Annotated in this window: 11 protein-coding genes and 1 riboswitch; of the genes, 2 read left to right on the forward strand and 9 right to left on the reverse strand. The window is 69.7% G+C overall.

The window, feature by feature from the left end; translation table 11 throughout:
- Nucleotides 1–27: 27 nt before the first annotated feature.
- Nucleotides 28–516, reverse strand: coding sequence for a YbaK/EbsC family protein (locus tag RHM57_RS13875; RefSeq protein WP_322137212.1), 489 nt, complete (start codon nt 514–516; stop codon nt 28–30).
- A gap of 165 nt (nt 517–681) precedes the next feature.
- Between RHM57_RS13875 and RHM57_RS13880 the strand changes: the two genes are divergently transcribed.
- Nucleotides 682–1,218 (forward strand): gamma carbonic anhydrase family protein, encoded by a 537-nt coding sequence (locus RHM57_RS13880; protein ID WP_134561609.1) that lies wholly within the window; start codon nt 682–684, stop codon nt 1,216–1,218.
- A gap of 132 nt (nt 1,219–1,350) precedes the next feature.
- Here RHM57_RS13880 and RHM57_RS13885 read toward each other — a convergent pair whose 3' ends face one another.
- From RHM57_RS13885 to RHM57_RS13920, 8 genes are all read right to left on the reverse strand, one after another.
- Nucleotides 1,351–2,232: a bifunctional methylenetetrahydrofolate dehydrogenase/methenyltetrahydrofolate cyclohydrolase gene (locus RHM57_RS13885; RefSeq protein ID WP_134449993.1), complete on the reverse strand. Its 882-nt coding sequence runs from the start codon at nt 2,230–2,232 to the stop codon at nt 1,351–1,353.
- 168 nt (nt 2,233–2,400) lie between these two features.
- Nucleotides 2,401–3,699 (reverse strand): serine hydroxymethyltransferase, encoded by a 1,299-nt coding sequence (gene glyA, locus RHM57_RS13890; protein ID WP_134449992.1) that lies wholly within the window; start codon nt 3,697–3,699, stop codon nt 2,401–2,403.
- Between the two features lie 24 nt (nt 3,700–3,723).
- Nucleotides 3,724–3,813, reverse strand: a riboswitch (ZMP/ZTP riboswitch).
- Nucleotides 3,814–3,818: 5 nt separating this feature from the next.
- Nucleotides 3,819–4,175, reverse strand: a complete 357-nt coding sequence (mnhG, locus tag RHM57_RS13895) for a monovalent cation/H(+) antiporter subunit G (RefSeq protein ID WP_322137211.1) — start codon at nt 4,173–4,175, stop codon at nt 3,819–3,821.
- A complete protein-coding gene (locus RHM57_RS13900) occupies nt 4,172–4,435 on the reverse strand; it encodes a monovalent cation/H+ antiporter complex subunit F (protein WP_174774608.1) in 264 nt (87 codons plus the stop codon). The genes mnhG and RHM57_RS13900 overlap by 4 nt, the downstream gene beginning before the upstream one ends.
- Nucleotides 4,435–5,109: a Na+/H+ antiporter subunit E gene (locus tag RHM57_RS13905; RefSeq protein ID WP_322188387.1), complete on the reverse strand. Its 675-nt coding sequence runs from the start codon at nt 5,107–5,109 to the stop codon at nt 4,435–4,437. Before RHM57_RS13905 ends, RHM57_RS13900 begins: the two co-directional genes overlap by 1 nt.
- Nucleotides 5,106–6,674, reverse strand: a complete 1,569-nt coding sequence (locus RHM57_RS13910; RefSeq protein WP_322137209.1) for a Na+/H+ antiporter subunit D — start codon at nt 6,672–6,674, stop codon at nt 5,106–5,108. Before RHM57_RS13910 ends, RHM57_RS13905 begins: the two co-directional genes overlap by 4 nt.
- On the reverse strand, nt 6,671–7,213 hold the full coding sequence (locus RHM57_RS13915; protein ID WP_322137208.1) for a sodium:proton antiporter: 543 nt from the start codon (nt 7,211–7,213) through the stop codon (nt 6,671–6,673). Before RHM57_RS13915 ends, RHM57_RS13910 begins: the two co-directional genes overlap by 4 nt.
- Complete coding sequence (locus RHM57_RS13920) at nt 7,210–10,182, reverse strand: Na+/H+ antiporter subunit A (protein ID WP_322188389.1); 2,973 nt, start codon at nt 10,180–10,182, stop codon at nt 7,210–7,212. Before RHM57_RS13920 ends, RHM57_RS13915 begins: the two co-directional genes overlap by 4 nt.
- Before the next feature lie 137 nt (nt 10,183–10,319).
- Between RHM57_RS13920 and RHM57_RS13925 the strand changes: the two genes are divergently transcribed.
- Complete coding sequence (locus RHM57_RS13925; protein ID WP_134449985.1) at nt 10,320–11,933, forward strand: amino acid permease; 1,614 nt, start codon at nt 10,320–10,322, stop codon at nt 11,931–11,933.
- Nucleotides 11,934–11,987: the final 54 nt, after the last annotated feature.

An 11,987-nucleotide genomic window follows, 5' to 3' on the forward strand; every position in this document is an offset into this window, starting at 1 on the left:
CGGCAGACGGCCGGGAACCTGCAGGAGTTATGCCGATTCGGGCGGGGTGACGGGCGCGGCCGTTCCTGCAGTGATGCGGAGCAGTTCGGCAAAGCTGGTCGGGAAGACGGTGTGGGCGTGGCCGGCCGCCGCCCACACTTCGGGATACCCATCCAGGTCGACGTCGACGAGGGTGCGGAGCGGACTCGGATGCCCGACCGGCGCAACGCCGCCGATGACCTGCCCGGTCGCGCTCTTGACGAGTTCCTTCGACGCCCGGCCGATCGTGCCGCCGAGCCTCTCGCCAAGCCACTGCGTGTCGACGCGGTGAGCTCCAGAGGTCAGCACGAGCAACGGCTCGCCGTCGAGGGTGAAGACGAGGGAGTTGGCGATCGCGCCCGGCTCGATGCCGAGGGCGTCGGCCGCCTGCTGCGCGGTCGTCGCCGCCTCATCGAGCCAGCGGATGTCCGGCGCGAGCCCGAAGGCGGCGAGCGCCTCCCGCACGCGGTCGACGGCGGGGTGTGCGGTGTTCACCATCGCGCCAGCCTATCCCGTCCCGAATTCAGGAGTTGCGGCCCGTTTCGGGTCGCACAAGCGCTTTCCCGGGGCCAGGACTGCTCAACTCCTGAATTCGGCGCAGGCCACTTCTGGAGTTGAGACAGGGGAAGGGCGCGGGACGGATGCCGCACTAGGCTGGCGCGTATGACTGCAGACAGCGCCGCCCGCATCATCACTCTTCCCGACCGGCCGGGGCCGAGCATCGCGGACTCCGCGTTCGTCGCCCCTGGTGCGGTGCTCGTGGGGCATGTGATCCTCGCCGAACACGCAAGCGTCTGGTACAACTCGGTGCTGCGCGCGGAGGCGGAACCGATCCGGATCGGGGCAGGCTCGAACCTGCAGGACAACGTCTCCTGCCACGTCGACCACGGTTTCCCGCTCATCGTGGGCCGGGACGTGTCCGTCGGGCACGGCGCGGTGCTGCACGGCTGCGTCGTCGAGGACGGCGCCCTGATCGGCATGAAGGCGACCGTGCTCAACGGCGCCGTGATCGGTACGGGTTCCCTCGTCGCGGCCGGGGCCGTCGTGCTCGAAGGCACGATCGTGCCGCCGTATTCGCTCGTCGCCGGGGTCCCGGCCAAGGTACGCCGACCCCTGACGGATGCCGAGGTCGCGGGCATCCGCCAGAATGCCGCGAACTACCTCGACCACGCCGCCCTGCACACCGCCGCCCTCGCCTGACCCGCCCGGGACGGCCGGGCCGGTTCCGTGAGGTGTCGCATATCGACGCGAAGGTCGATATGCGACACCTCAGCGATCACGCGAGCGTTTCCCGGGGGCGACGCGGCGGGTGCTGGGAAGCGCGGGGCTGGGCTAGAGCAGGGCGCGCTCGGCGGCCTTGACCACGTTGCCGAGCAGCATGGCGCGGGTCATCGGTCCGACGCCGCGGGGGTTCGGGGAGAGGTAGCCTGCGACCTCTGCGACGTCGGGGTGCACGTCGCCGGTGAGGACGCCCTTGCCGGTGACGGGGTCGACCAGGCGGGTGATGCCGACGTCGAGAACTGCGGCGCCCGGCTTGATCCAGTCAGCCTGGACCAGGTGCGGCACACCGACCGCGGCCACGACGATGTCCGCGCGGCGGACCTCCTCCGGCAGGTCGACCGTGCGCGAGTGGGTGAGGGTGACGGTCGCGTCGAGGCCCTTGCGGGTGAAGAGCAGGCCGAGCGGCCTCCCGACGGTGAGCCCGCGGCCGATCACGACGACCTTGCGGCCGACGATCGGCACATCGTAGCGGCGTAGCAGCTCGACGATCCCGGCCGGCGTGCACGGCAGCGGCGAGCTGAGCTTGCCTTCGATGCCGAGGACGAGCCTGCCGAGGTTGGTCGGGTGCAGGCCGTCCGCGTCCTTGGCCGGGTCGATCAGTTCGAGCATGGCGTTCTCGTTGTGGCCGACGGGAAGCGGCAACTGGATGATGTAGCCGGTGACCTCGCGGCTGGAGTTCAGGTCCTTGATCGCGGCGCGGACATCCGCGGTCGTCGCCGATGCGGGCAGGTCGATGCGGATCGACTCGATGCCGACTTCGGCGCAGTCGCGGTGCTTGCCCGCGACGTACGAACGTGAACCCGGGTCATCGCCCACGAGCAGGGTGCCGAGCCCGGGAACGATCCCGTGCGCACGCAGCTCGGTGACACGGGCGATGAGTTCGGTCTTCACGGCGGACGCGGTCGCGACTCCGTCGAGGGTGATTGCCGTCATGCGTGATCCAATCGTTTGGTGCTTTCGAGCGCGGTTGACCCCCGCGTTCGCCGAACCAATTCGACGGAGTTTCTGGTCGAAAACCCCGAAAACGGGCTTCCCACGTGCGTGTTTCCCAAAAACTCCGTCGAATTCGTCAGGGGGTGGTGGTGCAGGATGCGGCGTGCGCTACTGGTGCAGGCCGGGGTACAGCGGGAAGGCCTCGGTGAGCGTCTTGACCCGGGCGCGGAGCGCCTGCACGTCGGCGCCGGGCTTGAGGGCCTCAGCGATGACGTCGGACACGACGGTGAACTCGGCGTCGCCGAAGCCGCGGGTCGCGAGGGCGGGCGTGCCGATCCGCAGGCCGCTCGTGACCATCGGCGGGCGCGGGTCGAACGGCACCGAGTTGCGGTTGACCGTGATGCCGACCTCGTGGAGGGCGTCCTCGGCCTGCTGTCCGTTGATCTCGGAGTGGCGCAGGTCGGCGAGCACGAGATGCACGTCGGTGCCGCCGGTGAGCACGTCGACGCCGGCGGCGCGCGAGTCGTCTGCCGTCAGGCGGGCGGCGAGGATGCTGGCCCCGCGCAGGGTGCGCTCCTGGCGTTCCTTGAATTCCGGCTCGGCCGCGAGCTTGAACGCGGTCGCCTTGGCGGCGATGACGTGCATGAGCGGACCGCCCTGCTGCCCGGGGAACACGTTCGAGTTGAGCTTCTTCGCGAGCGCGGTGTCCCGGGACAGGATGAAGCCGGACCGGGGGCCGGCGAGGGTCTTGTGCACGGTCGAGGACACGACGTCGGCGTGCGGCACCGGTGACGGGTGCAGGCCGGCGGCGACGAGCCCGGCGAAGTGCGCCATGTCGACCCAGAGCAGGGCGCCGACCTCGTCCGCGATCGCGCGGAACGCGGCGAAGTCGAGGTGGCGCGGGTATGCCGACCAGCCGGCGATGATGACCTTCGGCTTGTGCTCGAGGGCCTTGTCGCGGACGACGTCCATGTCGACGAGGAAGGTGTCCGGGTCGACGCCGTACGCGACCGGGTTGTAGAGCTTGCCGGAGAAGTTGAGCTTCATGCCGTGGGTGAGGTGGCCGCCGTGGGCGAGCTCGAGACCGAGGATGGTGTCGCCGGGCGTTGCGATCGCGGAGAGCACAGCGGCGTTCGCGGTGGCACCGGAGTGCGGCTGCACGTTCGCGTACGCTGCGCCGAAGAGGGACTTGGCCCGCGCGATCGCGAGCTCCTCTGCGACGTCGACGAACTCGCATCCGCCGTAGTAGCGACGCCCCGGGTAGCCCTCGGCGTACTTGTTGGTGAGCACGGAGCCCTGCGACTGCAGGATGGCGCGCGGCACGAAGTTCTCGCTCGCGATCATCTCGAGGTAGTCGCGCTGGCGACCCAGTTCGAGTTCGAGGACGGCGGCGATCTCGGGGTCGACGACCTCAAGCGGCTCGTTGAAGGTGGAATGCAGCGTGGTACCAGGCACAGATTCGGACACGGGTCTCCTCAGACTTGAATTAATCGTCGTGGCCCAGGCGTGCGGCCACTAACCGTGTCAGTCGCTCCCCGATGGTGACCCATCTTTCGTGCTACGCCAGTTGCGACACGCAAATCCTATCAGGCGCCGCGGTCTCCGCGCCGGTTCGCGCGTCCGAGCTCGTCGACGACGAGCAGTTCCGGCCGGAACCGGTCGGTGTCGTGCGCGACCCTGGCGATGAGGTGCGCGGCCATCGGGGCGGTGAGCGCCTGGAAGGCCACGATCGCGACCGAGAGCGTGACGGTGCCGAGGGTGAAGTTGTTGACCGCGACATCCACCGTCACGGCGATGAGGCCGAAGATCTGCGGCTTGGTCGCCGCGTGCAGCCTGCTGAGCACATCCCGGAAGCGCAGCAGGCCGACGCCGGCCGCGAGGCACATCAGGGCGGCGGAGAGCACGAGCACCGCCGTGACCACATCGCCGATCACCGCGGTCACGAGTGCTCCTTCCCGCCGAGGAAGCGGCCGACGGCGAGCGAGCCGAGCACCGCGAACAGGGCGAGCACGAGCAGCACCGGCAGGGTGTCGACGTGCCGGTTGATCGCCATCTCCGCGCCGAGCGCGCAGATCACGGTCGCGACGAGCACATCGGAGGCGATCACGCGGTCGAGGACAGACGGGCCGCGAATGATGCGGTACACCGCGCACAGTCCCCCGGCGCCGAACAGCACGGCGGCTACGATCACGACGACTCCCATCAGGTTTCCTTTCCCGTGTCGTCCAGGTTCCGGCGGTCCCTGTCGTCGTCATTCCGAGCGGATGCCGCGCGCGCGTCCCCGGCCACGGCGCCCGTTGCCGCCGCAACGGCGGCCACAGCATCGCCGAGGGCGAGTCGTTCGAGGTCTTCGCGCGAGCCGAACGCGCGCACGATGCGCCGCTCGGTCGCGAGCACGCTCACCCGGAACCGGTCGATCTGGGCGTGCGTGCGCACGTTCAGCACGTGCAGGTGGAGCGTGGAGCTCACCCGGTCGGTGTCGATGACGATCGATCCGGGCACGATCGAGGTCGCAACGGCCGTCCAGGTCAGGATGAGGTCGCTCCGGGTGCGGAGCGGCACCGCGATGATCGCGCTGTCCGGACCGGCGGGCCTCCTGAGGGGCCTGAGGGCCAGCCAGGCGACCTGCACGGACGCGCGCACGATGTCGCCGAACAGCCGCAGCAGGAACGCGAGGGCGCCTGCCGGGCTGATCCGGCCGCTCAGCTGCACGGCGGGCAGGTAGAAAACGACGGAGACGAGCGCGGCGAGCAGGGCTCCGGTCACGAGGTTGAGCCAGGAGAAGCTGCCCCAGAGCAGCATCCAGAGCAGTACGAGCCCGAGCCAGAGCGGGAGCTGGTTCAGGAGGGCGGCGCGGCGCTCCGCGCGGGTCGTCACGGTGTGCCGCCAGGGAAGACCGCGTCGACATAGTCGCTCGGGGCCTCGATATCGGCGGCGGCCCGCGCCGCGAAGTCGAAGACGGGACCCGCGAAGACCGTCAGCCCGATGGTCAGCACGAGCAGCCCGGCGGTCGCGCCGACCATGAGCCGGGAGACGGTCTTGGTCACGACCGTTCCGTCGTCGTGCGGGTCGTCGGTGAGGCGGTCGAGCATGGCCGAGTCGTAGTTCTCGACCTCGCGGCGCGGGCGCCAGAAGGCCATGTTCCACGCGCGGGCGAGGGCGTAGAGGGTCAGGAGCGAGGTGGCCGCTCCCGCCCCGATCACCGCCCACGCGAGCGGGGTGCCGAGCTGGGCCCCGGCCTGGAACAGGGCGAACTTGCCGAGGAAGCCGGAGAACGGCGGGATGCCGCCGAGGTTCATCGCGCCGATGAAGAACAGCACTGCGACGACGGGAGCGGCCTTGAGCATGCCGCCCAGCCGGGCGAGGGAAGTCGTGCCGCCGACGCGCTCGATGAGCCCGGCCGAAAGGAACAGGGTGGTCTGGACGCTGATGTGGTGCACGACGTAGAAGATCGTCGCGGCGAGGGCGAGCGGGGTGCCGATCGCGATGCCGAAGATCAGGTAGCCGATGTGGCTGACCAGGGTGAAGGACAGCAGCCTCTTGATGTCGGCCTGGGCGAGTGCGCCGAGAATGCCGATCAGCATCGTGAGCGCGGCGACGATGAGGAGCGGCACCTGGAACGGGTTGCTCGGGAAGAGCAGGGTCTGGGTGCGCAGGATCGCGTAGACGCCGACCTTGGTGAGCAGGCCCGCGAAGACCGCCGTGACCGGGGCGGGTGCGGTCGGGTAGGAATCCGGGAGCCAGAACGACAGCGGGAACACGGCGGCCTTCACCGAGAAGGCGAGGAGGAGCATCAGCCCGAGGATGCCCTGCACGTCTCCGGGCAGGGCGGGGATGCGTTCGGCGAGGAGGGCGAGGGTCACGGTCCCCGTCGCGCCGTAGATCAGGGCGATCGAGCTGAGGAAGAGGATCGACGAGACCAGGCTCACGACGATGTAGGTGACGCCGGCACGGATGCGCGCACCGGTACCACCGAGGGTGAGCAGCACATAGCTGGCCGAGAGCAGCATCTCGAAGCCGACGTAGAGGTTGAACAGGTCACCGGCGATGAAGGCGTTGAACAGCCCGGCGGCGAGCACGAGGTAGGTCGGGTGGAAGATCGAGACGGGGGTTTCCCTGTCGCCGTCGATGATGCCCTGGCCGACGGCGAAGAGCAGCACGCCGAGGAGCATCACGGCCGAGACGAGCAGCATGAGAGCCGAGAGTCGGTCCACGACGAGCACGATCCCCCACGGCGCCTGCCAGCCGCCGACGTGCACGACGGCGGGTCCCTGCTGGTCGACGAGCACGAGGAGCGTGGCGCTGATCAGGGCGACCGTGGCCAGCGAGGCGACGCCGACAGCGATCTGGGTCACGGTGCGCCGGCCGAGGGCGAGCGTGATCGCGCTGCCGAGCAGCGGGACGGCGACGACGAGGGGGACGAGGATGGTCGCAAGGTTCATCGGGCGGCATCCGTGTTCCCGGGGCGGGCGGGCGCTCCGTCGTCGTGATCGTAGTCGTCCGGGTCGTCGTGATCGTCGGGGTCGTCGTGATCGCTCGCGTCGTCGTGATCGCTCGCGTCGAGGGAGGCGCGCACGGCCGCGTCATCGTCCGCGGAGGACCGGAAGTCCTGCTCCGCGGAGGACGCGGTCTCCGCAGCGTGCTCGTCGGTGAGGGTGTCGCCCTCGTCGCCGAGCTGGGCAAGCCACCAGGCGCGATAGACCAGGGCGAGGATGAGGGCGGTCACGCCGAAATTGATCACTATCGCGGTCAGCATCAGGATCTGCGGCACGGGATCGACCATGTCGGCATCGCTCGCGGTTCCGGTGATGATCGGCGAGCTGCCCGGCCGGCCGCTCATGATGAAGATCAGCAGGTTGGTCGCGTTCCCGACGAGCACGAACCCGATCAGCACCCGGGTCAGGCTGCGCTCGAGCATGATGTAGACGCCGGCCGCGTAGAGCACGGCCATGACGACGACGAGGGTCAGGGAGGCGCTCACGGGACCACCTCCGGCACCGGCTCCGCGCCCGGTTCTGACACCGGGGCACCCGCGGCATCGGAGCCGGAACCGGTCGCGGAGGCGTCGGACCCGGCGGGCGGAGCCTCACCGGCCTCGCTCTGCCGGTCGATCTCGCTGCCGAGGCTGCGGAGGATGTCGAGTGCCAGGCCGATCACGACGAGGTAGACGCCGATGTCGAAAACAGTGGAGGTGCCGAAGGAGAGGTGCCCGAGCACGGGAACGTCGACGCTCGCGTACGCCGACTGCAGGGGGATCCCGGTGACGAACAGTGAGGCGACCGCGGTGCCGACGGCGAGGATCACTCCGAGGCCGAGGATCTTGCCCGGGTCGATCGGGGCGGCTTCGCCGAGTTCGTAGCGTCCTCCGGCGAGGTAGCGGGCGACGAGGGCGAGCCCGGCGAGGAGCCCGCCGGCGAATCCGCCCCCTGGCGCGTTGTGCCCGGCGAAGAGCAGGAACACCGACACGACGATCGCGGGGTGGAAGAGAAGCCGCACGATGACCTCGATCAGGATCGACCGGTCCTCCGGCTTGATCGTGCGCCCGGCGAGCAGCCAGGACTGCCGGGTGACGGCGTGGCCGGCCGAGGAGGCCTGCGGGTCGGCTACGACGCGGCGACGGTTGCGCGGTGACCGCTGGGTGCGGGAGCCCTTCAGACGCGGCAGGGTCTCGGTGCGCCCGGACACGAAGAGCAGGCTCGCGACGCCGGTCGCGACGACGATGAGCACGGACACCTCCCCCATCGTGTCCCAGGCCCGGATGTCGACGAGTGCGACGTTGACGATGTTGGTGCCGTGCGCCTCGAGCGTCAGGCGCGGCAGCTCGAGCGCGATGCTCGGCGCCTGCCTGGCGCCGAGGGCGATCATGGCGATGGTGCCCATCGTCGCCCCGACCAGCACCCCGATCAGGGCGCGGCGCCTGCGATGCAACGGCGCGTTCGGGCGGGTGACCCTCGCCGGCAGCCGGCGCAGCACGAGCACGAAGACCACGAGGGTCATCGTCTCCACGAGAGCCTGGGTCAGGGCGAGGTCGGGTGCGCCGTGGAAGGCGAACAGGGCCACGAGGCCATAGCCGGTGACTCCCGCGAGCAGCACCGACGTCATCCGCTGCCCTGAGCGGGACGCCGCGATCGCCGCAACGCCCATGATCACGGCGATGATGACCTGGCCCGGGTAGTCCCAGAGCACGACCGAGTCCGGCCAGGTGCGGTTGACCAGGGAGGCGAAGCCGAGCGCGAGCACGAAGACCACGAGGATCGTGCCGAGGTACTGCGGCAGGCCGCCGCGCTGCGCGAAGTGGGTGAGCCTCGCCGCGGTGCGATCGACGCTGCGCACCAGCAGCCCATAGCCCCGACCGGCGTCGACGGACCCCGGCACCCGCTCCTGCAGCACCGCGACCCCGCGACGCTTCCAGAACATCACGGCGCCGAGCGTGAGCACGACAGCGGTGATGCCCAGGGCGGGTTCGAATCCGTGCCAGAGGGCGAGGTGCGCGTGCCCTCCGCCGGGGACGGTGTCCGCGTACGGCGCGAGCAGCGGGTCGAGCCGGCCGGCCAGCGGGCCGAGCGCGATCGTCGCGACGGCGAGTAGTCCCGGGGCGATCAGGATGTCCCAGCGGCTCGGGTGCAGGGCCGTCTGCACCAGCGCCCCCCTCGTTCCGAACGCGCCGTGGAAAAAGCGGATGCTGTACGCCACGGTCAGCAGGGAGCCCACCGCCGTGCCGGCGAGCGCCACCCAGCCCCAGCCGTCGCCGTGCAGTGCCGCCTCGAGGAACGCCGTGAAGACGGCCTCCTTGGCGACGAATCCGAGCAGGGGTGGAAGTCCGGCCATCGACGCCACGGCGACGAGCGCGATCACGGCGAGCGCCGGGTCGCTGCGGCCGATTCCGGAGAGCTTCCGGAGGTCGCGGGTGCCCGCGCGGTGGTCGATGATCCCCACGACGAGGAAGAGCGCCGCCTTGTAGAGCGCGTGGGCGAGGAGGAGCGCGGCCCCGGCGAGCGCCGCGTCGCGGGTGCCGAATCCGACGACGACCATGATGAAGCCGAGCTGGCTCACGGTTCCGTAGGCGAGCACGAGCTTGAGGTCGTGCTGCCGCAGGGAACGCCAGGCGCCCACGAGCATGGTCCAGACGCCGATCGTCATGAGCACCGGCATCCACCCCTCGGTGTCTGCATACCCGGGGGCGAGCCGGGCGACGAGGTAGATGCCGGCCTTGACCATGGCGGCGGCGTGCAGGTAGGCGCTGACCGGGGTGGGGGCGGCCATCGCGGCGGGGAGCCAGAAGTGGAAGGGGACGAGAGCCGACTTGGACAGGGCCCCGACGAGGATGAGCAGGATGGCCCAGGTCGCGACCGGGCCGGTGACGGGTTGGGCGACGAGCAGGGCGAGCGAGGTCGTCCCTGCCTCGACGCTGAGCATCACGACGCCGACGAGCATGACGAGTCCGCCGAAGGTCGTCACGATCAGGGCCTGGAGCGCGGCGCCCCTGCTCTCCCTGCGGAAGGTGTAATGGCCGATCAACAGGTAGGAGAGCACGCTCGTGATCTCCCAGAACATGAACATCACGACCACGTCGTCCGCGGTCACGAGCCCGTACATGGTGCCTGCGAAGGCGAGGAGGCAGGCTGCGAAGCGGCCGAGCGCCGGTTCGTCAGCGTCGAAGTAGCGGGCGCAGTACACGAGCACGAGGGCGCCGACGCCGGTCACGACGAGGGCGAGCAGCCAGGCGAGGGTGTCGACGCGGAAGGACAGCGCGACGCCGAGCTGCGGGATCCACGGGATGCTCGAGGTTTCGGAACCTCCGCGCGTGACGGTCGCGGTCTGCGTGAGCGTGAAGACGAACGCCGCCGCAGGCAGAAGCGCGATCAGGTAGAACACCTTGGTGGACAGCACGCGGGTGAGCGCCGGCGTCAGGACGGACAGCGCCAGGAAGGCGAGGAGGATCGTCGTCATGCGGCCTCCGGCTCTGTTTCTCGGGTCAGGGGTACGGAAAACCAGTCTACCGAGTGCCCGGTGGACGGACCCTGTTAGGGGGCGCCGGCGCCCCACGGGTAGGGTGGGCGAAAAGCAACTGGATCGGAAGTGCCCCCATGACGAGTGCCATCCGGGGGCCGCAACGCCCCGATCCGACCGGGTCAGGGGCTGAGGCAGAGCCAGCGCAGCCTCACGAGCACGGGCACCACGGCCTGCCCGTCGAGACGCCGCTCGAGCACATCCACGATGCGACGAGCGTGCACGAGGATGCGGGCCTGCACAAGGGGCTCAAGGGCCGGCAGGTGCAGATGATCGCGATCGGCGGCGCGATCGGCACCGGGCTCTTCCTCGGCGCCGGCGGCCGGCTCGCCTCAGCGGGTCCTTCCCTCGTCTTCGTCTACGCGATCTGCGGGTTCTTCGCGTTCCTGATCCTGCGCGCACTCGGCGAGCTCGTCCTGCACCGCCCGTCGTCCGGCTCCTTCGTCTCGTATGCGCGCGAATTCTTCGGCGAGAAGGCCGCGTTCGTCACCGGCTGGCTGTACTGGATCAACTGGGTGATGACGGCGATCGTCGATGTCACCGCCGTCGCGCTGTACATGAACTTCTTCGCCAAGTACTGGGCGCCGTTCGGGAGCGTGCCGCAGTGGCTCTACGCGCTGACGGCCCTCGCGGTCGTGCTGTGCCTCAACCTGCTGTCGGTGAGCGTCTTCGGCGAGCTCGAGTTCTGGTTCGCGCTGATCAAGGTCGTTGCGATCGTGTCCTTCCTGCTCGTCGGCACCTGGATGGTGATCTTCGGCACCCCGATCCCGGGCCAGGAGGCCGGCTTCAGCCTGATCGCGGACAACGGCGGCTGGTTCCCCAACGGGGTGCTCGCCTCGATCGTCGTCGTGCAGGGCGTCGTCTTCGCCTACGCCTCGATCGAACTCGTCGGCACGACCGCCGGAGAGACCGCCCATCCGGAGACGGTGATGCCCAAGGCGATCAACACCGTGATCGTGCGCATCGCGGTCTTCTACGTCGGCTCGATCCTGCTGCTCTCGCTGCTGCTGCCGTACACCGCGTACCAGGCAGGCGTCAGCCCCTTCGTGACGTTCTTCGGCAGCATCGGCGTCGGCGGGGTCGACGTGATCATGAACCTCGTCGTGCTGACCGCGGCGCTGTCGTCGCTCAATGCCGGCCTCTACTCGACGGGACGGATCCTCCGGTCGATGTCGCTCGCGGGATCGGCGCCGCGCTTCGCCGGAAAGGTGAGCCGGACCGGGGTGCCGTTCGGCGGCATCCTCTTGACGGGCTTCGTCACCCTGCTCGGTGTCGGCCTCAATGCGATCGTGCCGGATGAGGCGTTCGAGATCGTGCTCAACATGGCGGCGATCGGGATCATCAGCGCGTGGGGGATGATCGTGCTCTGCCAGCTGCGCCTGCAGGCCTGGGCGAAGCGCGGGATCCTGAAACGGCCGGCGTTCCGCCTGTTCGGGGCTCCATACACCGGTTATGCGAGCCTCGGGTTCCTGGCGACGGTTCTCGTGCTGATGGCCTTCGACTGGCCGGTCGGCACGCTCACGATCAGTTCCCTGATCGTGATCATCCCGGCGCTCGTGGTCGGCTGGTATGCGTGCCGCGGCCGGATCCTGCAGATCGCGCTCGCCCGCGACGGCAAGACCGGGGCCTTCCCGATCAAGGCGAACCGGCCGCTCGCCGACGAGAACGGGACCGGGCGGCCTCCCCGCTAAACCGCACCACGCCGCACCGCACCGCACCCGCCGGGACACTGCGGTACCACGCGA

The sequence above is a fragment of the Cryobacterium sp. 10S3 genome (assembly GCF_034344045.1).
Classification (GTDB): Bacteria; Actinomycetota; Actinomycetes; order Actinomycetales; family Microbacteriaceae; genus Cryobacterium; species Cryobacterium glucosi.

Coding starts and splice junctions, on each gene's coding strand:
- RHM57_RS13875 (WP_322137212.1), bottom strand. CDS start 516: ATGGTGAACACCGCACACCCCGCCGTCGACCGCGTGCGGGAGGCGCTC.
- RHM57_RS13880 (WP_134561609.1), top strand. CDS start 682: ATGACTGCAGACAGCGCCGCCCGCATCATCACTCTTCCCGACCGGCCG.
- RHM57_RS13885 (WP_134449993.1), bottom strand. CDS start 2,232: ATGACGGCAATCACCCTCGACGGAGTCGCGACCGCGTCCGCCGTGAAG.
- RHM57_RS13900 (WP_174774608.1), bottom strand. CDS start 4,435: ATGGGAGTCGTCGTGATCGTAGCCGCCGTGCTGTTCGGCGCCGGGGGA.
- RHM57_RS13910 (WP_322137209.1), bottom strand. CDS start 6,674: ATGAACCTTGCGACCATCCTCGTCCCCCTCGTCGTCGCCGTCCCGCTG.
- RHM57_RS13920 (WP_322188389.1), bottom strand. CDS start 10,182: ATGACGACGATCCTCCTCGCCTTCCTGGCGCTGTCCGTCCTGACGCCG.
- RHM57_RS13925 (WP_134449985.1), top strand. CDS start 10,320: ATGACGAGTGCCATCCGGGGGCCGCAACGCCCCGATCCGACCGGGTCA.